Origin of the sequence: Halosolutus amylolyticus (assembly GCF_023566055.1) — an archaeon.
GTDB classification, from domain to species: domain Archaea; phylum Halobacteriota; class Halobacteria; order Halobacteriales; family Natrialbaceae; genus Halosolutus; species Halosolutus amylolyticus.
Genome location: NZ_JALIQP010000002.1, coordinates 128816 through 151851 on the forward strand (window position 1 = coordinate 128816; position 23036 = coordinate 151851).

19 protein-coding genes and 1 tRNA gene are annotated in these 23036 nt (G+C 66.2%); 9 read left to right on the forward strand and 11 right to left on the reverse strand.

Going from position 1 to position 23036, the window contains the following annotated elements; all coding sequences use genetic code 11:
* Positions 1-18: 18 nt before the first annotated feature.
* Positions 19-312, reverse strand: coding sequence for a DUF7553 family protein (locus tag MUN73_RS07045; protein ID WP_250139749.1), 294 nt, complete (start codon positions 310-312; stop codon positions 19-21).
* Positions 313-486: 174 nt separating this feature from the next.
* On the opposite strand from MUN73_RS07045, the gene MUN73_RS07050 reads away from it, so the two are divergent.
* Together MUN73_RS07050 and MUN73_RS07055 are read left to right on the forward strand one after the other, a co-directional pair.
* A complete protein-coding gene (locus MUN73_RS07050; RefSeq protein WP_250139750.1) occupies positions 487-1500 on the forward strand; it encodes an MBL fold metallo-hydrolase in 1014 nt (337 codons plus the stop codon).
* Between the two features lie 12 nt (positions 1501-1512).
* Positions 1513-3291: an adenine deaminase C-terminal domain-containing protein gene (locus tag MUN73_RS07055; protein ID WP_250139751.1), complete on the forward strand. Its 1779-nt coding sequence runs from the start codon at positions 1513-1515 to the stop codon at positions 3289-3291.
* 89 nt (positions 3292-3380) lie between these two features.
* On the opposite strand, the gene MUN73_RS07060 is transcribed toward MUN73_RS07055, so the two are convergent.
* The gene (locus tag MUN73_RS07060) at positions 3381-3914 is read right to left on the reverse strand and encodes a cob(I)yrinic acid a,c-diamide adenosyltransferase (protein WP_250139752.1); all 534 of its coding nucleotides are present in this window, start codon (positions 3912-3914) and stop codon (positions 3381-3383) included.
* Between the two features lie 101 nt (positions 3915-4015).
* Here MUN73_RS07060 and MUN73_RS07065 point away from each other — a divergent pair, with 101 nt between their 5' ends.
* Both MUN73_RS07065 and MUN73_RS07070 read left to right on the forward strand, forming a co-directional pair.
* Positions 4016-4183: a DUF7838 family putative zinc beta-ribbon protein gene (locus tag MUN73_RS07065; RefSeq protein WP_250139753.1), complete on the forward strand. Its 168-nt coding sequence runs from the start codon at positions 4016-4018 to the stop codon at positions 4181-4183.
* A 272-nt stretch (positions 4184-4455) separates the two neighbouring features.
* Positions 4456-6246 carry an NAD(+)/NADH kinase gene (locus MUN73_RS07070; RefSeq protein ID WP_250139754.1) on the forward strand — a complete coding sequence of 597 codons (1791 nt, stop codon included), beginning with the start codon at positions 4456-4458 and terminating at the stop codon, positions 6244-6246.
* A 12-nt stretch (positions 6247-6258) separates the two neighbouring features.
* Here MUN73_RS07070 and gcvPB read toward each other — a convergent pair whose 3' ends face one another.
* The 7 genes from gcvPB to MUN73_RS07105 form a co-directional block, all read right to left on the reverse strand.
* Positions 6259-7752, reverse strand: coding sequence for an aminomethyl-transferring glycine dehydrogenase subunit GcvPB (gene gcvPB / locus MUN73_RS07075; RefSeq protein ID WP_250139755.1), 1494 nt, complete (start codon positions 7750-7752; stop codon positions 6259-6261).
* Entirely contained in the window at positions 7749-9086 is a 1338-nt protein-coding gene (gene gcvPA / locus MUN73_RS07080) for an aminomethyl-transferring glycine dehydrogenase subunit GcvPA (protein WP_250139756.1), read from the reverse strand. Before gcvPA ends, gcvPB begins: the two co-directional genes overlap by 4 nt.
* 150 nt (positions 9087-9236) lie before the next feature.
* Complete coding sequence (locus MUN73_RS07085) at positions 9237-10508, reverse strand: AI-2E family transporter (RefSeq protein WP_250139757.1); 1272 nt, start codon at positions 10506-10508, stop codon at positions 9237-9239.
* Positions 10509-10601: 93 nt separating this feature from the next.
* On the reverse strand, positions 10602-11939 hold the full coding sequence (hmgB, locus tag MUN73_RS07090; protein ID WP_250139758.1) for a hydroxymethylglutaryl-CoA synthase: 1338 nt from the start codon (positions 11937-11939) through the stop codon (positions 10602-10604).
* Positions 11940-12049: 110 nt separating this feature from the next.
* Positions 12050-14659 (reverse strand): carboxypeptidase regulatory-like domain-containing protein, encoded by a 2610-nt coding sequence (locus tag MUN73_RS07095; protein WP_250139759.1) that lies wholly within the window; start codon positions 14657-14659, stop codon positions 12050-12052.
* 72 nt (positions 14660-14731) lie between these two features.
* Positions 14732-16102 (reverse strand): outer membrane protein assembly factor BamB family protein, encoded by a 1371-nt coding sequence (locus MUN73_RS07100; RefSeq protein WP_250139760.1) that lies wholly within the window; start codon positions 16100-16102, stop codon positions 14732-14734.
* Positions 16103-16319: 217 nt separating this feature from the next.
* Positions 16320-18575, reverse strand: a complete 2256-nt coding sequence (locus MUN73_RS07105; protein ID WP_250139761.1) for an NADP-dependent malic enzyme — start codon at positions 18573-18575, stop codon at positions 16320-16322.
* Positions 18576-18727: 152 nt separating this feature from the next.
* On the opposite strand from MUN73_RS07105, the gene MUN73_RS07110 reads away from it, so the two are divergent.
* The gene (locus MUN73_RS07110; RefSeq protein WP_250139762.1) at positions 18728-19198 is read left to right on the forward strand and encodes a phosphopantetheine adenylyltransferase; all 471 of its coding nucleotides are present in this window, start codon (positions 18728-18730) and stop codon (positions 19196-19198) included.
* A 162-nt stretch (positions 19199-19360) separates the two neighbouring features.
* Here the strand turns inward: MUN73_RS07110 and MUN73_RS07115 are convergent, their stop codons facing one another.
* A complete protein-coding gene (locus MUN73_RS07115) occupies positions 19361-19669 on the reverse strand; it encodes a transcription initiation factor IIB family protein (RefSeq protein ID WP_250139763.1) in 309 nt (102 codons plus the stop codon).
* 247 nt (positions 19670-19916) lie between these two features.
* Here MUN73_RS07115 and MUN73_RS07120 point away from each other — a divergent pair, with 247 nt between their 5' ends.
* The 4 genes from MUN73_RS07120 (at position 19917) to MUN73_RS07135 (ending at position 22139) form a co-directional block, all read left to right on the forward strand.
* Positions 19917-20090 (forward strand): hypothetical protein, encoded by a 174-nt coding sequence (locus MUN73_RS07120; protein WP_165874869.1) that lies wholly within the window; start codon positions 19917-19919, stop codon positions 20088-20090.
* A 46-nt stretch (positions 20091-20136) separates the two neighbouring features.
* Positions 20137-20221: transfer RNA gene (locus tag MUN73_RS07125), tRNA-Leu, on the forward strand.
* A gap of 336 nt (positions 20222-20557) precedes the next feature.
* Positions 20558-21370 carry a diadenylate cyclase DacZ gene (gene dacZ, locus MUN73_RS07130; RefSeq protein WP_250139764.1) on the forward strand — a complete coding sequence of 271 codons (813 nt, stop codon included), beginning with the start codon at positions 20558-20560 and terminating at the stop codon, positions 21368-21370.
* A 1-nt stretch (position 21371) separates the two neighbouring features.
* Positions 21372-22139 carry a mechanosensitive ion channel family protein gene (locus MUN73_RS07135; RefSeq protein ID WP_250139765.1) on the forward strand — a complete coding sequence of 256 codons (768 nt, stop codon included), beginning with the start codon at positions 21372-21374 and terminating at the stop codon, positions 22137-22139.
* Positions 22140-22177: 38 nt separating this feature from the next.
* Here the strand turns inward: MUN73_RS07135 and MUN73_RS07140 are convergent, their stop codons facing one another.
* Positions 22178-23002 (reverse strand): nucleoside phosphorylase, encoded by an 825-nt coding sequence (locus MUN73_RS07140; RefSeq protein ID WP_250139766.1) that lies wholly within the window; start codon positions 23000-23002, stop codon positions 22178-22180.
* Positions 23003-23036: the final 34 nt, after the last annotated feature.

Below are 23036 nucleotides of genomic sequence, written 5' to 3' on the forward strand. Positions count from 1 at the left end.
CGTATCAGTGCGTTCGACTTAAGACTTCCTTTCAGCGCCGACCGGGTACTTCGTCTCACCCGATCGGCCCCGCTCGTCCAGCGACGATCGAGCCGCTGCGATCGTCGCACGGGCCTGTCCCGCGACTGTTTCCAGGTCGTCACGCACGCGGTCGACCCGACGCTCCGGTTCGACCTCTCGTCCGGTCAGCGATCGAACGCGGGTTTCGGCGTCGTCGGCCACGTCGCGGAGGCCGAGGATGGCGTGTTCGCCGGCGCGCCGGAGGTAGTACAGACTGTCGTGGAAGTGGTTGTTCATGGGTTCCTCTACCACACAGTAGCACGAGAGTGAATATAGACCTTTTGCAGGCAACACAATTCCTTGCGCGACGATCGCGGCGGTTGTCATCGGCTACTCGGCGGTTTCCGTCCACCGAACCGGTAGCACAGTTGAGGAGTGGCCCCGGGTTTCCGAATCCTTAACACGGCCCACGGAAAGGAACCGACGATGTTCGATCGTCGTTCGATCCCGACGCCGTTCCCCGTCGGTGACGTCAATACCTATCTCGCGGGCCGCACGATCGTCGATCCCGGTCCCGACAGCGACGAGGCCTGGGACGAGGTCCGATCGTTTCTCTCCGTGCACGATCTCGAACCGGGCGATATCGAGCAGGTACTCCTGACCCACTCCCACCCGGACCACTTCGGCCTCGCGAAGCGCTTTCGCGATCGGGGCGCGACCGTCGCCGCGAGTCCGCCCGCGGCCGCGGTCGTCGAAGACTTCGGTGCCAGACTCGACGCCGAAGCCGCCTTCTTCCGCGACCTGTTCCCGGCCCACGGGATGGACGCCGACGCTGCCGCGACGATCACCGATCTCTCGAGCGCCTACCGATCGTACGCGCCGGACTGTGTGGTCGATCGACGGCTCACCGACGGCGACACGATCGAGGTCGGACCGGCGACGCTGTCGGTCCAGCAGGTGTCGGGCCACGCCGCCGGCGAACTGATCCTGTCCGTCGAGTCCGCCTCCCGTGGCGGGGTCGGGGCGCCGATCGGAGACGGTGGCGACCGGGCTCCCGAGGCGGCCGCGGGCACGACGGCCATCGTCGGCGATCACGTCCTCGAACACATCACGCCGAATCCGCTCCTGCGGCCCCCGGTGGACGATGGCGTGGACCGACCGCAACCGCTTCTGGAGTTCAACGCCTCGCTGCTACGCCTGCGCGACCGGGGGTTCGATCGGCTCCTGCCGGGCCACGGCGGGATCATCGACGAGCCGGCCGAGCGCATCGCGGAGGTCCTCGCCGCGCACGAGGATCGGACCGAGAACGTCGCCTCGATCCTCGACGAGGGGGGCGAGGCGACCGCCCACGAGGTCATGGAGGGCCTGTTCGGCGAGCTCTCGCTGGCCGACCAGTACACCGGCATGAGCGAGGCGATCGGCCACCTGGACGTGCTCGTGGACCGCGGGCGGGCGCGGCGCGTCGACGGGGCCGACCGCATCACCTACGAGCCTGCGTGAGAATCACGCCCCATGAACGAGTGCCAGCCGATCGCGCTCGAACGCGAGGGCACGAGCGCCGACCTGGTCGTCCGGGACGGTCGCGTCTACTGCTCGAATCGCCGCGAGTTCCTCGACCGTGACGTCGCCGTCGTCGGCGATCGGATCGCCGCCCTGCTCGAGGACGCGGACTCCGTCGTCGGTCCGGACACGACGATCGTCTCGGCGGCCGATCGGGTCGTGCTCCCGGGACTTATCGACGCACACACGCACGCCGACATCCACCTCACGCCCGAGCGGGGCGCCCTGCCGTTGCTCGCGACCGGGACAACGTCGATCGTCACCGAGACGTCCGGACTGGGACTGCTCTTCGGGAGTCGCGGCGTCGAGACGACGCTCGAACGGACCGCCGATCTCCCGCTCTCGGTCTTCTGTACCCTGCCGCCGCAGGGGCTGGTCGACACCTTCGACCCGGCGACCGCCGACGACGCGGAACACGAGGCGCTCGCGGACCTGCTCGAGCACGATCGAGTCGTCGGGATCGGCGAGATCGACTGGATCCACGTCGTCGGCCGTGACGCCCCCGTCGAACGCCTCTACGACCGCGCACGCGAGGCTGACGCGACGATCGTCGGCCACGGAGCGGGCTGTCGCGGGGCCGCGCTCCGGGCGTTCGCGACCGTCGTCGACAACGACCACGAGGCGATCTCGGCCGAGGGGATCCGCCGCCGTGCGGAACACGGTCTCCACGTGGTCGGCCGCTGTGGGACGATCCGCGACGACCTCGCCCCCTTCGTCGAGGCGTTCCCGGACGTCGATCGGGGGAGCGTCTCGCTCTCGACGGACGGCGTCTGGCCGCCGGATCTCGTCGACGGCTTCGGCATGGGCGAAGTGGTCCGGCGCGCGATCGAGGCCGGCATCCCCGCCGCGGACGCGATCGACGCCGCCACCCGGAATCCCGCCGATCACTTCGGACTCGAGAACCGCGGCGTGATCGCGCCGGGCGCGGTCGCCGATATCGTCCTCGTCGACGACCTCGAGTCGATGTGCGTCGAGACGGTGCTCGCGGACGGGTCGATCGTCGTCGACGACGGGAAACCGACGATCGATCCCCCGAACGGCCCCTATCCGGAGTTCGCCACCGACACCGTCGCCGTCGACCTCGAACGCGATCGGTTCACCGCCCCGCGATCGGCGGCCCCCGGGGGAACCGTTCGCGCGATGGCGGTCGAGGAGGGGCTCGTAACGACGGAGACAGTGGTCGAACCGGCCGTCGTGGAGACTACGGGTGAGACAGAGCGATTCGGGCCGGCCCCCGACGCCGACGTCTGCACGGCCACGCTGCTCGATCGGGATCCGGCGACCGAGGATCGCGGGTTCACCGGCTTTCTCACCGGGTACGGCCTCGAGACGGGTGCCGTCGCCGCCAGCGGGACGTGGGAGACCGCGGGGCTCGTAACCGTCGCCGCTGACACCGACGACGCCCTCGCGGCCGCCGAGCGCGTGCGTACGATGCAGGGTGGGTTCGCCGTCGTCGAGAACGGCGAGGTCGTCGCCGACCTCGCGATGCCGGTCGCCGCGACTGCGGCAGACGCACCGCCCGAAGACGTCGCGGCGGGCTTCGAGGCGCTCGAACGCGCCCTCGACGATCTCGGCGTCGCGGTCGATCGACCCCTGTTGACCCTCCAGACGCTCACGTTCCTCGGCGTCCCCGCGCTCAAACTTACGCCCTCGGGGTACGCCGACGTGCTGGACCGATCGCTGGTCGGACTGGATCCACACGCTAGCGGATCGACTGCAGAATCGTACTGACGAATCGACTGTCGAAAAGCGTACCTCGCGTCGACGACGTCTGCGCGTCCGTGCTACCCTGAAAGCGCGTTATCGCCTCGCTCGACGGCTCAGTACTGCGGCGACTCCTCGGGTTCGCCGTCGCGCTTGTTCACGACGCGGGCGAAGGTGAACAGCCCGTCGGAGAGGCGGTTCAGGTACTGCACGGCCTGTTCGTTGATCTGTTCCTCGTTCGCGAGTGCGACCGCTCGGCGTTCGGCGCGTCGACAGACCGTCCGCGCGTGGTGGAGCTGGGCGCCGTGTTCGCTTCCGGTCGGCAGGATGAACGAGGTCAGCGGCTCCAGTTCCTCGTCGTACTCGTCGATCCAGTCTTCGATCGTCTCGACGTGTTCGGCCCGGACGACGGGGTCGTCCTCGTCGGGATCCGGGTTCGCGAAGTCGGCCAGGACGACGTGGAGGTGATTCTGGACCGTTCGGAGTCGATCGTCGACGTCGTCGTGGCCCGTCGGACGGATCGTCCCGATCAGGGCGTTGAGTTCGTCGACGGTCCCGTAGGCTTCGATCCGCGCGCTCGCCTTCGAGACCCGGGTCATGTTCCGGAGATCGGTCTTCCCTTCGTCGCCGCGACCAGTGTAGATCGACATACGCGAACCGATGGTCGGGGCTCACTTAACTCCGCTGTCGTGTCGCGTGAGGTCGTGGGAAAATCAGTACGTTAAACTCGCTCCGGTCGGTAGTCTTCGACATGTCCATGGAACGCGAAGGCGAGTGTCCGAACTGTGGAGAGGTCACGTTCTATCGCGCCGCAAGCACGACGCTCCACCTCGGCGAGAAGGTCAAGTGGCACTGTCCGAACTGTGACTATGGATTCGTCCGGATCAACGGTATCGACTCCAGCACCGCAGAGGCCTGATACGGTCCCCTGTACCGATGTCCCGGTGCAACCGCACAGCGATCGCGGTTGCGCCGGAACTGGCTTGCAGTAGTCCGTAGGAACTGCGGATCGATCGCTCGTTTCGCGACCGCTATCGTCTTTCTCGACCGGCGTCCCTCCCGCAGTTTTCGACCGCCAGGTAGTTTTACTCAGTTCATAGATACGAGCATAAAAGCTCGGCTTGGCGAAACAACGGCCCGTTCGAGAGTCGATATACAAATGGGTGTGCTCTGCTGTGAGCACGGTATACGATGCAAGGACGCAGGCTGGCCACGACGGACGAACTCATCGCGATCGTCAGTCCCGACAGCGACGCGGCGCTCGATCGGCTCGAGACCTGGACCGACGACCGCGGGATCGACTGCTCGGTCGTCGACGTCGGGGACGACATCGACGACGCGTACGACGAGAACCGGGCGACGCTGGGCGTTACCCTCGGCGGCGACGGCACCTTCCTCGAGGGGATCAAGTCGTTCGCCCCCCGGAACATTCCTCAGCTCGGAGTCAACACGGGGACGCTCGCCTTCCTGGCCCGGGTCGAACCCGAGGACGTCGGGGCGGCGCTCGACGAAGTCATCCACGGCCGGGCCGCTGTCGACAGCCGCCAGCAGGTCGCCGTCGACGGTCCGGGAATCGACGCGACCGGGATCAACGACGTCATGATCCAGCACGTCCCGCCGGAGAACCCGATCGATCGGAAGATCACGCGGCTGGACGTCCACGCCGACGACGAGTACGTCGGCGAGTTCGAGGGGACCGGCGTCGCCGTCTCGACGCCGACCGGCTCGACCGGCGTCTCGCTCTCCGCCGACGGTCCCGTCCACTACCCCGTCAACAACCACACCCTTCAGCTCGTCCCCCTGCACACGCACCAGATCGGCGTTCGACCGGTCGTCTTCTCGCCGGAAACCGAACTTCGGATCACTACCCGGGGACAGGCGAGCCTGCAGGTCGACGGCGGCCGGGCACACACGATCCTCGACGAAGACGACGAGATCGTCGTCACGGGCGCCGACCAGCTCGCACACGTCGTCCGGACCAGCTACGACGACCACTTCTTTACCGCCATCTCGAAGAAACTCGGCTGGGACGTCCGCGACGCGGACGGGCCGGACGCGTCGGCCGGGGGAACGACCGTGGGCGCCGATGGGGCGGCCGCGACGGGCGACGGTGGGACCGATCGCACCACCACGACGTTGGCCGGACCCGCCACGTCGTCCGGGACGGACGACCCCGAGCCGGACACCGTAGATCGCGCCCTGACGATCGCCAAAGAGGCCGCTCAGGCCGCCGGCGACCCGCTCCGGGAACTCCACGGCCAGGTCGAGTCGGTCGACGTCAAGAGCGACAAGTCCGACATCGTCACCGAAGCCGACCACCAGGCCGATCGGATCATCACGACGGTCATCGGCAACGAGTTCCCCGACCACGCGATCGTCTCCGAGGAGAGCGCCCGCCAGACCGGCACCGATTCGGCGTACACGTGGGTCGTCGATCCCCTCGACGGAACGGGGAACTTCGCCCACGGCAACCCGAACTACTCGATCTCGATCGCGCTCGTCGAGAACGGCGAACCGGTGCTGGGCGTCGTCTACGTCCCCGAGACCGACGAACTGTTCAGCGCCGTCGCGGGCCGCGAGGCCAGAAAAGACGGGGCTCGAATCGAGACGACCGATCGCGACCGCCTCGACGAGAGTATGCTCATCTCGGGATACGATCCCGACGGGACGTTCCTCTCGCACTTCTACCAGGAGTCACGCGGCGTCCGCCGACTCGGTTCGGCCGCGCTCAACCTGTGTTATCTCGCCAGCGGCAGCGCCGACGCCACCTGGGAGTACGACACCTACCCGTGGGACGTCGCCGCCGGTCTCGTGATCGCTCGCGCCGCCGGTGCGGAGATCACCGACGAGACCGGTCAGCCGTTCGCGTTCGACCTCGAGACGAACGATCGGGCGGCCCTGCTGGGATCGAACGGCTCGCTCCATCCCGCACTGCTCGACCACCTGGAACGCGATACCGGGTTGGCGACGCCGTCGCGGTGAGCGCCGTGGAAATCACTCGTCGTCCGCGAGCGCCTGCCACGAGAGCCGCGGGTTTCGCGCCGCACTGGTCTGGTCGATCCGTCGGGCCGTCGTCCGATCGGGCGCGGCCGCGAGCGTCTCGTCGTCCTCCTCGGCGACGGCGTCGAACGCCGCGGCGAGCCGGTCGAGCGTCGCCTTGCTCTCGACCTCGGTCGGTTCGGTCATCAACGCCTCGGGGACGATCTCGGGCCACTTGGTCGTCGGCGGGTGGACGCCGTAGTCGAGCATCCGCTTTGCGACGTCGGCCGCGTCCTGCTCGCCCGCGCTGGCGACGAACTCGTGGTGGAACGGCTCGTAGGGAACGTCGTAGTCGATCTGGCTCGCGAGGTAGTTCGCGTTGAGCACCGCCTTCGCGCTGGCGTCGGTGAGCCCCTCGTCGCCGAGGCGGGCGATGTAGGCGAACGTCTTGACGAGGACGAGCCAGTTGCCCTGGTAGCCGTGGACCTGCCCGATCGTGTGCTCGGGGTCGAACAGTTCGTAGGTCTGCTCGCTCCCGCTCGAGCCGTCCGCTCGCACGCGCGGCGCGGGCAAGAACGGCGCGAGGTCGTCGACGACGCCGACGGGGCCGGCACCGGGGCCGCCGCCGCCGTGGGGCGTCGCGAACGTCTTGTGGACGTTGTAGTGCATCACGTCGAAGCCCATGTCGCCCGGCCGGGCGCGACCGAGGAGGGCGTTGAGGTTCGCCCCGTCGTAGTAGAGGAGACCGCCGACGTCGTGGACCATCTCGGCGATCTCGGTGATGTCGCGCTCGAACAGGCCGAGCGTGTTCGGGTTCGTGAGCATCAGCGCGGCCGTGTTCTCCGAGAGCGCCGCCTCGAGTGCCTCGAGGTCGACCCGTCCCTCGTCGTCGCTGGGCAGGGAGACGACCTCGTACCCGCCGAGCGCGGCGGTCGCGAAGTTCGTCCCGTGGGCGCTCTCCGGAATGATGACCTCGTCGCGGTGGTCCTCGCCGTTGTGCTCGTGGTAGGCCGCGGCGACCCGGATGCCGACGAACTCGCCGGCCGCCCCCGCCGGCGGCTGGAGCGTCACGGCGTCCATCCCGCCGATCCGGGCCAGGTAGTCCTGCAGGCGGTACATCAGTTCGAGGGTGCCCTGGATCGACCCCTCGGACCGATCGGGGTGGACGGCCGCGTCCGGGAGGGCGGCCACGTCCTCGGTGAACTTCGGGTTGTACTTCATCGTACACGAGCCCAGCGGGTAGGGGCCGCTGTCGATCCCGTAGATCATCTGAGAGAGGCGCGTGTAGTGGCGGGCCAGTTCTGGTTCGGAGAGTTCCGGGAGTTCGATCGCGTCCCGCGTGAGGTCGTCCGGGAGCGGGGAGTCGTCCGCGTCGATCTCGACCTCGGTCCGGTCCTTCTCGGCGAGCAGGGGTTCGTACTGCCCGTCGTCGACGTACCGGGCCTGATCGTAGCGAGCCTGTTCGCCCCGCTCCTGGGAGGGGTTCCCGTCGGCGCTCTCGTCGGTCATCGAACCACCTCCGTGAACGCGGTGACGAAGGCGTCGATCCGATCGTCGGGGACGCCGGCGACGCAGACCTGGATCTCGTGGTCGCCGACCACGTGGATCGCGAACCCTCTCGTCTCGAGGTCGTCGGCGATCGCCGCCGCGGGCTGGTCGACGTGGGCGACGAACTCCCGGACGTGTCGCCGACCGTGGACCGGTGCCACGACCCCGACGAGGTCGTCGAGTCTATCCGCGAGGTTCTCGGCCCGCGTGACCCCCCGTTTGGCGAGGTCGACCATCCCGCTCGGGCCCAGAGACGCGGCGTGCATCGCGGTCCGGAGCGCGACCCACGCCTGGTTCGTACAGATGTTGCTCGTCGCGCGCTCCCGGCGAATGTGCTGTTCGCGGGTCTGGAGCGTGAGCGTGTACGCCCGGCGATCGGTCGCGTCCTCGCTCGCGCCGACGAGTCGGCCGGGCACCTGCCGGAGGTAGTCCTCGCGACAAGCGAAGAGGCCGAGCCCCATCCCGTAGCTGGTCGGCAGACCGAGTACGCTCGCGTCGCCGACGACGACGTCCGCGCCGACGTCGACCGGCCGCTGGAGCAGGGAGAGCGCGATCGGGTCCGAACCCAGCACGAACAGCGCGTCCTCGTCCGCGACGAGGTCACCGATCGCGTCGAGTTCTCCCTCGATCGTCCCGCGCACGGTCGGGTTCTCGGCGTAGACCATGACGACCTCCTCGTCGACTGCGGCCGAGAGCGCGTCGACGTCGACGGTGCCGTCCTCGGTCGGGTACTCCTCGATCGCGAGGTCGGTGCCGGCCACGTAGTTCGCGAGCGTGCTCCGGCGCCCCTCAAGCAGGAGATCCGGGACGAGCACCCGGTGGCCGCTCGTGCCGCGAACCCGATCGGCCAGTGTCGCGGCTTCGCCGAGCGCCGTCGCGGCGTCGTACATCGAGCAGTTCGCGATTTCGAGGCCCGTCAGTTCGACCAGCAGCGACTGGTACTCGAACAGTGCCTGCAGGAATCCCTGCGACACTTCGGGCTGGTACTGGGTGTACGACGTGAGAAACTCCGATCGATCCGCAAGGTGATCGACGAGCGAGGGCACGTAATAGCCGTAGTGACCCCGCCCGAGCAGTTCCGTCAGGTCGTCGTTGCGCCCGAGGATCGACCGGACTAGCCGCCGCGTCTCGCGTTCCGTTCGCGACTCGATGCCGAACTCCTCGTCGAATCGGACGTCTTCGGGGATGTCGAAGAGGTCGTCGACCGCGTCTACCCCGATCACTTCGAGCATCGCCGCCCGATCCGCGTCCGTGTGGGGAGCGTACGGACTCCCCGTGGTGTCTGTTCCGTACATGCTAGAGCAGGTCCCGACCGAACGCGCTTGCCACGCCACTCTCACACCGAGACGGTCGACGGCCAGGTTCGATTCGGGACACGATATTCGCCTCTTACGGGCACGGGATAATGAACACACCTCTTCCATCGCGGTCGACGGTGCGCGATACTACTCGTCGGAATCGGCCGATTCCTCTGGCCCCCCGTCCTCGGCGTCCGTCTTTGCCTCCGCTTCCGGGGCCGATCGATCGTCGTCCGGTTCCGAGTCCGGGGCGCGATCGGCGTCGTCCTCCATGCCGGGCCGAATGCCGGTATCGGGTTCGGTATCCACCGCGGCGTCGTCGACCGCGTCGGTGGCCACGGCGGCGTCAACGTCGGGGCTAGCCTCGCCCTCGGGCACGCTGGGTTCGCCCTGCCGAGTCGATCGTTCCCGGGCGAACAGGTCCAGCGTGACCTTGGCACCGCCGAGCACGACCGGCCCGACGAAGAGGCCGACGGCACCGAAGACGACGATCCCGCCGAAGATACCGACGACGATGATCGCGGAGTTGAACGCGCCCGTCTTGCCGATGAGCGCCGGACGCAGGTACGTATCCGAGGCGCTCACGAGCGAGCCGTAGGCGACGAGGATGGCGGCCGAGATGACGTCGCCGATCGCGACGAGATACAGGACGACCGGTACCCAGACCCCGAACGCGCCGACGAGCGGGAGCAACGTCAGGACGAACGTCACCACGCCGAGAAACGCCACGGCAGGAACGCCGAGCAGCCACAGCCCGGTCGCGAGCAGGACCGCCTGGATCGCCGCCACGGCGACGTTTCCGACGAGCGACGCCCACATCAGCTGGTCCAGTTCGCCGATCAGTTCCCGCTGGACGTCGTCCTCGATCGGGACGACGCGACGCATCCACGCGACGAGTCGCTCGCCGTCGCGCAACAGCGCGAACAACACGAACAGCGTCACCGTGAGCCCGATGAGAATGCCGGGCAGCCCGCCGACGAACTCGATTCCCGTGCTCGCGACCCCCTGGAGGGCGGTTCCGATCGGCTCCTGGTAGGTTCCGTACATCTCGGCGAGATCGACGGTGAGTCCGCTCGATTCGAGTTGCCGCTCGATGTCGCCGACGTCGAGGGTACCCTCCTGGATGGCCGTCACCACCTCGAGCGCCTGCTGGAGTGCGATCGCGAGGACGTACATCGTCGGCAGGAGAATCGCGAGAATCGCCACGGCGACGAGCGCGAGTGCCGCAATCGCCGGACTGACGACCGTTTCGAGCCGCCGCTGTGCGGGCACGAGGATGTACGCGAGAACAACACCGAGGAGAATGTACTGGAGGTACGGCAGGACGATGAGCGTTGCGAGGGCGACGCTCACCAGCGCGAGCGCTGTCAACCCCGCCCCGTCGGCGAACCAGTCCGAGGAATCGGCGTCGTCGGCCATACCCTCACTTGGGGGCACACGCTACATTATCCCCAGGGCCGGACAGCGACAATCGGCGATCGAACCCGCGAACGGGAACCGACGGCGAACGCGCTACTCGACGTAGCGGTACTTCCGTTCGCCCATTCGACCCCAGCCGTCGAAGACGAACTCCTCGCTGGGGGTCGTGAACTCCTCGACGTCGACGTCCATATCGTGGTTGTGGGCGTCGTGGATCTCCTCGTAGTCGTCCCAGCTCATGTCGTACCGGTTCGCGAGCTGTTCGTCGACGTTCAGCGCCGCGATTTCGTCTTCCCAGCCGTCCTGGATCGTCTCGGCGTGGATCTCGGCCTGGGCACCGCTGCCGTAGGAGCCGACCAGCAGTTGCTCTCCCGTCAGGTCGCGCCCGGCCTCCAGGGCCGTCTTGAGCGCGCTCACGCGAGCGACGTGAACCGACCCGGTGTACCAGTTGCCGACCTCGCGCGAGAGCGTCAGCGTCGGGTCGATCGTCGCGTCGTACCACTCCTGGTAGCGAGCCGTCCCCTTGAGCGCGTCCATGTACTCCCGGAGCGCGTCGCGGTACGCGTCGTCAGTGTCGAACGCTTCGGGACGGGGCTGGCGGCCGATCTCCTCCGCGAGTTCGTCCTCGATCGCGGTGTCGCGCGTGATGTGGCGGTAGGCGAGCATCGCCGCCTTGCGGACCATCCCCGGGAACGGCGTGTGGAACGGCGCGAAGACGATGTCGTCGGGGTGGACGTCGCCCGCGACGCTCTCGTAGTCCTCGAGCGCCTCGCGCATCCGGGCGAGATACACCTGCACGGAGCGTTTGCCGTCGACGGAAGGGAACTGCTGGTTGGGTTTGAGGAAGTCCGTCTCGTCGGCCGAGCCGTAGCCCTGCTCGGCCGAGAGTTCGACCAGATCGGGATCCTCGGCGATGTACATCGCGACCGCGCCCGCCCCCTGGGTGGCTTCGCCGGCGTCGCCGCGCGCGTAGAGTGCGGTGTCGGTCGCGATCACGAGCGCACCGCGGCCGCGATTTCGCCCTGCCCGGATCCAGTTGTACGCGTCGTCCAGGCTCTGGGTCCCGGCGATACAGGCGAACTTCCGTTCGCCCTTGTTCGCGTGGTGGAAGTCACCGTCGTAGACCGTTTCGAGACAGCCTGCGACGTACGTCGAAACCGGTTTCGAGTTGTCGAACGCGCTCTCCGTCGCGACGTCGATTCGGCCGATATCCTCGGGTTCGAGCCCCTTGCGTTCCATCAGCCGGTGGGCCGCGTTGGCCGCCATCGTGACGATGTCCTCGTAGCTGTCGGGAAACGAACTGGCCGTCAGCCCGAGCCCCTTCGTGTACTTCTCGGGGTCTTCGCCCTTCTCGGGCGCGAACGTGCCGGGCAAGTCGAGTTTGAGATTTCCCGTCCAGATCTCGATCGCGTCGATACCGACTGCTGTCATAGGTGGAGACTATTGCCGACGCTATATGGTATTGTCGTTTGAGGTTTCGACAGCTGTCGATTACTTCGGAGAGGTCGGTTTACGTACAGTCCGATCCTGATCGAGGGTCGCTATCCAACGGAGAATCCAGTCGTATCGTCGTTCGTATTGTCGATATCCTGCCGGAGAACATCAACGGGGTATGAGCCATCTGTACCAGTCTGAACGTCATCGATCAGTATTTCGATCACGTCGCCATCGCTGTCCGTCTCACCCGCAGTGTAGGTGATGCTAGCTCGGAACTGATCCTGTTGCGTGAACGTCGCTTCGCTACCACTGCTTCCGCTAACGTCGACGACCCGCGAGTTTTGATAATCCACGTCCCGACCGAATAACCAGTGCCAATTTTGAGCGGCATCGAGGTCAATTTCGATAGTTTCGCCCTCCTCGAGGTCACCCTTCAGTGTGAAGGTAACCGCTTGATTCTGTCCAGCCTCGTTTGCGGCCAGGTCAGTTGCGGTCGCATCATACACCCCGGGACGATCGAGTCCGAAGTCGACGCCCGTCACGTCCTCCCCCGGCCCCACCGAAACCGCCCGTGAATCCGATTCGAGGTAGCCGTCGGCGTCCGCGGAGACGGTGTACTCGTCGCGTGGCATCTCGATCGCGTACCCGCCGTCGGTCGCCGTCGTCGCCTCGTACTCGGACCCGTCGTCAGCGACTGCGGTCACGGTCGCGTCCGCGATCGCCTCGCCGTTCGCATCCTCCACGACGCCGTTGATCGATCCATTTTGCGCATCGAGCGCGAAGTCGACGCCGGAGACGTCCTCGTTCGCGCCGACAGAAACCGCCGAGGAGCCGGACTCGACGTAGCCGTCGACATCGGCTGAGACGTCATACTCGTCGGCTGGCACGTCGATCGTATACGTTCCGTCATCGGCTGTCATCGTCTGAAACTCTCCGTCGGTGCTGACGGCAGTCACCGTCGTGCCGGCGATACCATCGGTCGTCTCACCGTCTCTGACGACGCCGCTGATCGATCCGTTTTCCGGCTGGAGGTCGAAGTCAGCGGTGGTGTTCCCGTTTTCGTCCACGGTAATCGTCTGCATATCATCCTGATGCGTATCGACGGCCACCGTCACGTCCTGCTCCCCCGCCGGAACGTCGTCGATCGCGTACTCGCCCGACACGTCAGTCTGGGCGGACTGGCCGGTGTCGTCGACGGTCACCGTTGCACCCCGGATCGCCTCGCCGGTCTCTGCATCCGTAACTGTCCCATCGATCGTGCCGGTATCACTGCTCAGTTCGAAACTCGCGTCGACGCTCCCGTTATTCGGAACGGTAACGTCCTTCCATTCGCTGCTGTAGCCGTCCGCAGTCGCGACGACGGTATGCTCTCCCGACGGGACGTTCGTCAACGCGTAGGTGCCGTTGGCATCGGTCGTCGTCTCGTTGCCGGTGTCCTCGACTGTAACTGTGGCATCCTGGATGCCGTCTCCTGTATCGACGTCGGTGACCGTTCCGTCGATAGTCCCCGTGGGTGAGTCGCTGACTAGTTTGAACGACAGCCGATCGCCGTCGCTCCCGCTCGACACGAAGGCTCTGAGCCACGCTTCACCGCCGCGGGCGTCGACCGCCGATTCGTTGATGTCCAGCGTGGGATCGTCTTCCCCGTTCTCGATGACGCCGTCCGAGTCGATCGTCCCGAGGTCGGTATCGTCGACCGCGTATTCGACCGTTGCCCCGTCGACGACCGGATCGGTTTCTATCCACACTGTCGTCGTCTCCCTGCTCTGGACGGTGAGTTCACAGCCGGAATCACAATCGTCGACGTTGGCGTTCTCCGCTTCGATGCGCGTCACGTTCCACTCCGTCGCGTACGCGCCACCGTCCCCACTGGCGTTCGATTCTCGCCGTTCGGTTCCGATATCGAAGTCGTCGTTCAGTGAACTCCCGCCGCTTCCGACGCCGACGCGAGCGATGTCGAGATCGAACTCTTTCTCGAGAACCAGCACCACCTCGCCGGCGCCGCTCTCGCTCTCGTCGTATCGCACCCCGGCAGTCTCCTCGAGTTGCGCTTCCCACCGCTCGGCGCTTCGCGTCGGAAGGGTTATTCTCGTATCCGGTTCGAGCGTCGTCGTCCGCACCCGATCGAGCGATTCGACGCTCACCGATGCTGTGCCAGTACTGCGCTCGTTCACGGTCCCGTCGAGGAGCACGATCGAAATCCGTTCGTCGCCGATCAACTGCTGACTTCCAACGGAAACGTTCGTCTCGTCGAACCGGTTGTAGACGAATCCGTGCTCGACGACGGTTCGGGGCGCACTGGTGTACTCGTTGTAATCGGGTTCGTACACCAACTGGCGCGTCCCGAACTCGTGGTCGCTCCCGTCGGGTTCCTCGATCGTCACGTTCGACTCGGGTTCGATCGTCCGAACCGTCCCCGTCGGATGCGGTGGATTGACGGCGGTCACCCGCGACTCGTACTGCGTCCCGAGTTCGATCGGAACCCCCTGCGTGCCGCCCGTCGTCCCCGTGTTCAGGATCGAGTCCCGCAACTCGACGAGATCACCCCGGACCCGATCGTTGTGGTCGATCTCGACGCGCTCGTTCTGCTGGGGGACGGCGTTGACCTGGTAGAGGGCGAGTGCCGAGAACGCGATCGCGAGGAGGAGGACGGCACCGATCTGGATCGTCACGGCTCGCTCGTCGAGTCCGATCCCCTCCCCCCGACGTGACATACCCGAGGATAGTCATGCCAGCTTAAACGCTTGGTGGCCGCGAAAACGGCGGTCGCGACTGTTGCACGCCGGTTACTCGTCACCGACCAGGCAGTACGCGTGGCCCGGTTCCTCCATGATCGTCTCCCGATCGTCGTCGTAGTAGTTCGAGAAGACGGCCCGCTCGGCGTAGTAAATCCGACCGTCGACGGGAACCGGTGCACTGGTGACGCGACCCCGGTTCTCGACGCGCCAGCAACGCGCCCCCGTCTCCTTGTCGAGGGCGTAGAGGTGCCCGTCGTACGATCCGGCGAGTACCGTCCCCGCGGTAACGGAGAGGGCACCGATGACGCGACCGCCGACGTTCGTCGACCACAATTCGTCGCCGGACGCGGCATCGATCGCGTAGACGTACTCGTCGTCGCTACCCATGTAGACGACGTCTTCCTCGACGTCGACCCCCGGGTTCGACATGATCGCCCCGTCCGTCTCGAAGACCCACTCGGGTGACCCGTCCTCGAGATCGAGGCAGTAGACGTTCTCGTCCCAGGAGCCGACGTAGCCGTAGCCGTCGTGGGCCGCGACCGTCCCTTTGATCTCGGCGCCCGCGTAGAACGCGCCGCCTTCCCGTTCCTCGCCATCCGCCTCGGCCTGGAACTCCCATGCGAACTCGAGGGACGGGAACTCCCAGCAGTAAACGACGCCGTCGTTCGACCCGGCGAGGATCCGCCCCGCCTCGAGATCGATCGTCGGCGACGGATGGGGCTGGCCCCACAGCCGATCGTCGCTCCAGGTCGGCTCACCCGTTTCGGGATCGATCGCCCAGAGGGCCCCGGACGAGGGCGACCCGTACTCGGCGATGACGTAGAGCGTCCCGTCGTAGTAGGCCGGACTCGACCCGACCGCGAGCGTCCCCTCGAGATCGGCCGATCGCGTCCGCCAGACGAGGTCGCCGGTCTCGAGGTCGAGCGCGTAGAGGTCGCCGTCGTAGCCGCCGATGTAGACCGTGTCGTCGACGATCGCCGGTGAGCCGTGAAAGCCGAGGTCCGTCGCGCCCGTCCGCGTCGACCAGCGGAGTTCGCCAGTCGGCGTGTAGGCGTGGACCCACCCGGAATCGCCCGCGAACACGATCGTCTCCCCGTCGGGCGACGGGACGGGACTCGACTTGGCCGCGGTGTGGCCGACGTAGTTGATCGGGAACGTCCAGTTGACGCTGACGGACGACGGAACGACCTCGTCGGGGTAGTAGCCGAGTCGACGCAGTCCGCGACGGAACAGTGACACGTCGTCGTCGGGGTGTGTCGCGTACTCGGAGACGGAATCGGCGGGCTCAGCACCAGCGCCGCAGGTCTCGTCGGTCCAGGTACTGCTGTCGTCCAGGACCCCCGGATCGTTGCTACAGCCAGCGAGGCCCGCGACTGCAGTCGCGCCGGTCAGTCGAAGGAGGTGCCGTCGGGACGGCATGACGGAACGCCTTCGATCGGTCCCGGGCGCTTGAGACTGGTTCGTCGGGTGCATGTGGGGCTCTCCTGTGTGTCAAGAACGCTGGCCAGCAAAATAAATCACGATTCTGCTGGGTTCGTCCCGGGCTGGCGAACGGGGGCAGTGTCGGCCTCGTTCGAGCCGCCAGGTGTCTGCGACCAGCAGGGCGACACGCGAGGGATCCCTCGACGTCAGTCGGTCACTCCTGCTGGGCGTCCACCACGGCGACGCCGGCCAGGTTCACGATGTCCTTGACCTCGTCGCCGCGCTGGAGGACGTGGACCGGTTTGTCCATGCCGACGAGCATGGGACCGATCGCGTCCGCGCCGCCGAGACGCTGGAGCAGTTTGTAGCCGATGTTGCCCGACTCGAGGTTCGGGAAGACGAGCACGTTCGCGGGTTCTTCGAGTTCCGAGAAGCCGTACGTGCCCTCGAGGATGTCCTCGACGACCGCCGTGTCGGCCTGCATCTCCCCGTCGACCGGGAAGTCGACCTCGGGGTCGTTCTGGAGCATCTTCGCGGCCCGGCGCGGTTTGCGGGTTCCCTCGTTGTTCACGCTCCCGAAGTTCGAGTACGACAGCAGTGCGGCGCGGGGTTCGATGTTGAACCGACGGGCCAGTTTCCCGGTCTGTCTGGTCACTTCCGCGAGGACGTCCTCGTCGGGATCCTGGTTGACCGTCGCGTCGGCCACGAAGATCACGCGGTTCTTGAACGTGAGCATGTAGACGCCCGCCGCGTAGTCGACGTCCTCGTCGGTGCCGACCACCTGCAGGGGCGGCCGGAGCGCCGAGGGATAGTGATGGGAGAGGCCGGTCAGGAGCGCGTCGGCGTCGCCCTGTTCGACCATCACGCTGCCGAAGTAGTTCGTGTCGTGCTCGATGAGTTCGCCCGCTTCGGACCGGGTGATCCCCTTGCGCTGGCGGAGTTCGTGGAGCCGTTCGGCGTACGCTTCGTAGTCACCCACGGACGGGTCGGCAACCTGCGGTTCGAAGTCGAGTCCGAGGTTCGCCGACGTCTGGCGGATCTCGCTCTCGTCGCCGATGAGGATCGGGAGCGCGATCCCCTGCTCCTGGATCTGGTAGGCCGCCCGGATCATCTTCTCGTTCTCGCCCTCCGCGAGCGCGACCGTCTTGGGGTCGCTCTTGGCCTTGTTGAGGACGACCCGCATCATCTCGCGGGACTTGCCCAGCCGCGCCTCGAGTTCCTCCTCGTACTCGTCGAGATCGATCTCGGTGCGGGCGGCACCGGACTCCATCGCGGCCTCGGCGATCGACGGCGCGACGCGGAAGAGCACGCGCGGGTCGACGGGCTTTGGAATGATGTAGTCGGGCCCGAACTGGAGCGGTTCGTCGCCGTAGGCCTTGACGACCGCGTCCGGCACGTCCTCGCGGGCGAGGTCGGCGAGGGCCCGGGCGCAGGCGACTTTCATCTCCTCGTTGATCTCGGTCGCGCGGACGTCCAGTGCGCCGCGGAAAATGAAGGGGAACCCGAGGACGTTGTTGACCTGGTTCGGGTAGTCGGAGCGGCCGGTCGCCATGATAACGTCGTCGTCGCGGGCCGCCTTGGCCTCCTCGTACCCGATCTCCGGATCGGGGTTGGCCATCGCAAAGACGATCGGATCCGAGGCCATCGACTGGATCATCTCCTGGCTGACGATACCGCCGATCGAGAGGCCGACGAAGACGTCCGCTCCCTCCATCGCGTCCGCGAGGTCGCCCTCCCGCACGTCGCGGGCGAACTGCTGTTTGTACTCGTTGACCTCGCCTCGCTCCGCGCGCCGCTGGGTGATGATCCCCGAGGAGTCACACATGGTGATGTTCTCCTTCTTGCAGCCGAGCGAGACGTAGAAGCGGGCCGTCGCGATCGCGCTCGCGCCGGCGCCCGAGAAGACGATCTCGAGGTCTTCGAGGTCCTTTCCGGCGATGTCGGCGGCGTTGAGCAGGGCGGCACCGGAGATGATGGCGGTCCCGTGCTGGTCGTCGTGGAAGACGGGGACGTCGATCTCCTCGCGGAGCCGTTCCTCGACGGTGAAACACTCGGGGGCCTTGATGTCCTCCAGGTTGATCCCGCCGAAGGTCGGCTCCATCATCTTCACCGCCTCGACGATCTTGTCCGGGTCGGCCTCGTCGAGTTCGATGTCGAAGACGTCGATGTCGGCGAAGCGCTTGAACAGGACGCCTTTCCCCTCCATGACGGGTTTGGAGGCCTGCGCGCCGATGTCGCCCAGTCCCAGCACGGCCGAACCGTTCGAGACGACGCCCACGAGGTTCCCCTTCGCGGTGTAGGTGTAGGCGTCCGTCGGGTCCGCGTCGATCTCCATACACGGGGCCGCGACGCCGGGCGAGTAGGCGAGCGAGAGGTCCCGCTGGGTGTTCGTCGATTTCGTGGTCGAAATCTCGATCTTTCCGGGTGGATCCGTCCGATGGTATTCGAGTGCGTCCTCGTCTAGTCCCATACCGGGGACAGTGCGGGGCAGGACTAAAAACAATGCGAAGGGGAGTTTCGACACCTGTCGTACTCTCCGGCCGAAAGATGCCGACGGCGAACCGGCCGACCGGGAGTCGGGGATTCGACCGTTTTATACGCTCCGCCCAACTGGGATGGGATATGGACGTCGCGCTTGGTGGGACGTTCGACCCCGTTCACGACGGCCATCGACGGCTGTTCGAACGGGCGTTCGAACTCGGAGACGTGACCGTCGGGCTGACCAGCGACGAGCTCGCACCCAGGACACGGCACGTCGAACGGCGGGTCAGGCCGTACGACGAACGAGAGCGGCGACTCGAAGCGGAACTCGAGTCCTTCGCGGCGGAGTACGATCGCGAGTTCGAGATTCGGACCCTGGAGGAACCGACCGGGATCGCGACCGAGCCGCAGTTCGACTACCTCGTCGTTTCGCCGGAGACCCGCGACGGCGGCGAGCGAATCAACGAGATCCGTCGCGAGCGCGGGCACGACCCGCTCGAGGTCGTCGTCGTGCCACACGTCCGCGCCGACGACGGGGACATCATTTCGAGTACCCGGATCGTCAAGGGCGAGATCGACGAACACGGGAACGTGCTTTCGGACGACGCCTGAGTTACCCCCGCAATTTTCGGCCTCGCCGATCGCGGCCCGTCACCGTGCTCGAACGGGCGCTTCTCGTTTCCCATCGGCCGATTCCGCGATCGACTGCTACCGTTTCGTCAGCGTATCGTACACTTACGTGGATAAGCGATCGGCTGACCGGTGAAACGGTCGCTACCAGCGCGGTGGCTCGAGCCCGGCCGACTCGAGGAGGTCCTTCCAGCGCGACTGGATCGAGAGTCGCGAGACGTCGGCGGCGTCGGCGACGGTCCCCTGTGTCCGTCCGTCCCCGGCGACGAGCGAGCCGGCGTAGAGACTGGCCGCGAGAACGGCCCGTTTCGACCGATCGGTCTCGGGCACGTCCGAGAGAAAGAGATCGATCGCACACGACCGCGCCTCGTCCGCGAGGTCGAGGCGATCGGCGACGGTCTCGAGTTCATCGAGCCACGGTTCGTACTCGATGCGATCCCGGGCGCTGTGCATACGACGACCTATCGCGTCATCCGGGATAAACCCACGGTCCGGTCGGGAGATCATCGGACCGGGCCGTTGAGAGTCGGTGAAACGGAGCCCAATACGGAGCTACGCGGGGCAACGTTCAGCTACGAACGACTCAGGGAAACGGCCGTTCACCGCCGATTTCACTAGGAGACGACTACTAAAGCCGGAGAAGATCCAAGGTCGCCACGACGCCTGTCGTTCGATCCCGGTCCGCGGCTCGCGTTTCGCCATGAAAGAACCAACGTGTAAACTCGTCTGTACCGGCTGTGGTCTCGAGATGCCGTACCGGGACCGATCGCTGGCCGAACAGGCGGCCGAACTCCACCAGCTTCGCGATCCCGAGCACGTGACGTTCATCGTGCCCCCAGACTGGTCACCGGAGGAACCGGTCAAACACGAGTAGGACGGATCGACAGCTTCTTACTCGATTCGAAAAAAGCGGGACGTGAGCGCGGGTAGCCAAGCCAGGCCAACGGCGCAGCGCTTAGGACGCTGTCTCGTAGGAGTCCGCCGGTTCGAATCCGGTCCCGCGCATGCTTCTCCGAGCAACTACGCGAGGAGAAGCATCGCGACTAGGATTCGAACCCTGCAAGTCACAGCCCGCGCAGGGAACGAAGTGACCGAGCAGGACTGTCTTGCTCCGGTTCGAATCCGGTCCCGCGCATTCGTTCTCGATCGCGTCACCCGATTACGCCATGCGAGTCGATCGCGGTCGAAACCCGATCGATCGCGGCCCAACGCACCCGATCGGTCGACCCGATCGCGGGCGAACCGCTCGGATCGGATGTCCCCTGGTCCGATCGCTCGGGCGACGGACACACGTCTGACGCTTCACAACGTTTATTCGCGCGCGACTGGGTGTTATGAGCAATGGCCGGATTAGACGACGTGTTCGGGGACATCTTTTCGAGCGTGGACGCGGTCGTCCTCTTCTCGCCGAGTGGGTCGTACTACGAGCGGTTCTCGGACGTCGACGATCTCGACCTGATCGTCGTCGGGACGGAAAACCCCGTGGGGGCCGAGACGTTCGTCGAACTCCCGCTCGCGTTCGACGAGATGTCCGAACGGATTCGGTTCGGGATCGAAGGGGCGTTCGAACAGGACCTGATCGAGGACGGCGACGTGCTCGCGTGTGCGACGGGCGTCTTCGGCAACGAGATCGACACCGTCTCTCGCGTGCGAGCGAGCGCGGACCAGCACACCGGAGTCTACGACCTCTTCGCGAAATCACGCGCGGATCCGGACGTCATCAAGGCGGTGCTGGAGCTGGCGATCGAACTCGGGAAGAAGGGCCAGAAGGGCAAGCCCGTCGGCGCGCTGTTCGTCGTCGGTGACGCGGGCAAGGTGATGAACAAGTCCCGGCCGCTGTCGTACAACCCCTTCGAGAAGTCCCACGTTCACGTCGGCGATCCGATCGTGAACGTGATGTTAAAGGAGTTCTCGCGACTCGACGGCGCGTTCGTGATCTCGGACGCGGGCAAGATCGTCTCGGCGTACCGCTACCTCGAACCGTCGGCGGAGGGCGTGGACATCCCGAAGGGGCTGGGTGCACGGCACATGGCCGGGGGAGCCATCACGCGCGATACGAACGCGATCGCGATCGTGCTCTCGGAGAGCGACGGCCTGGTGCGGGCGTTCAAAGCGGGAGAACTCATCCTGGAGGTCGATCCGGAGGCGTACTGATATGGTGGACTGGCAGACGCTGATCGACGAACCGGCCGTCATAGCGGCGGCGGTGCTGGCGCTCGGACTGGTGATCGGCTATCTCGTCGGCCGACTGAACAAGGAGTTGCTCACCGCCTCCGGCGTTCCCGAGGCGGTCGAAGGGACGCCGTTCGAGCGGACCGCCCAGTCGATCGGGACCTCGACGGTCGAGATCGTCGCCCGACTGAGTTCGTGGTTCATCTACGGGATCGCCGTCCTGACCGCGATCCACATCGCGCAGTTGCTCGATACGAACGCCTTCTGGCTCCGCGTGACGGAGTTCATCCCGCAGGTGTTTATCGCCGTCCTCGTGCTCATTCTCGGCTTCATCATCGCGGACAAGTCCGAACTGGTGGTCAGCGAGTACCTCCGCGGGGTCAAACTCCCGGAGGTGTCGGTGATCCCGAAGATCGTCAAGTACTCGGTGCTCTACGTGGCGTTCATCATCGCGCTGGGCCAGATCGGCGTCCACGTGATCGCGCTGATGATTTTGCTGACGGTCTACGCGGCCGGGATCGTGATCGTCGGTACCTTCGCGTTCAAGGACTTCCTCGTCTCGAGTGCGGCGGGAATCTACCTGTTGCTCAACCAGCCGTACAGCATCGGCGACGAGATCGAGATCGGCGACCAGTCGGGCATCGTCCAGGAGGTCGATCTGTTCGTGACGAAGATCGAGAACGACTCGGAGGAGTACATCGTTCCCAACCGGAAGGTGTTCGAAAACGGGATCGTCCGTGTCAGGGAGTAAGGCGACCGTCGGCGCCCGAAACGGCCGGCTCGACGATACTATCCGTCGATCGAGAGACCCGCGTGCCAGCGATCGACGCCGGCCTCGCGCTTGACCGCGTCCATCTTCGCCAGCAGGTGGGTCGCGAGGGTGGCCGTCTCGGCCGCGCGTGACTCGCCCTCGGTCCGGAACTCGCCCGTTTCGCGGTTGGCGTAGACGGTACAGACCGCACCGGCCCGGAGGCCGTAAATGTTCGCGAGCGTGAGGATGGCGCTGGCTTCCATCTCGATGTTCTTGACGTTGGCTTCGGCGAGCTGGTCGACGAGGTCGTCCGCCCCCGCGGCCTCGAAGCCGTCGAAGCCGGGCCGGCCCTGCCCGGCGTAGAAGGAGTCGGCGCTCATCGTCACGCCGGTGTGGTAGTCGTAGCCGAGCCGTTCGGCGGCGGCGACGAGCGCCGAGACGACCTCGTGGTCCGCGGCGGCGGGGTAATCCTCGCGGACGTACTCGTCGCTGGTCCCCTCCTGGCGGACGGCACCGGTCGTGATCACGAGGTCGCCGACGTCCATCTCGGCCTGGATCGCGCCGCAGGAGCCGACCCGGATGAACGTATCCGAGCCGACGCGGGCGAGTTCCTCGACGGCGATCGCGGCGGAGGGACTCCCGATCCCGGTCGAGGTGACGGAGATCGGCGTCCCCTCGGCGGTCCCCGTCGCGGTCCGGTACTCGCGGTGGTGGGCGACGACGTCGTGGTCGTCCCAGCCCGCGACGATCTTCTCGAGGCGTTCGGGGTTGCCCGGCAGGAGTACGGTGTCGGCGACGTCTTCGGGGCCGACCTCCAGGTGATACTGTACGTCAGCGTTGGGATCTTCGCTGTCCCCTGGCATGGAATAGCGGCGTTTCGCACCGCCACTGTATATA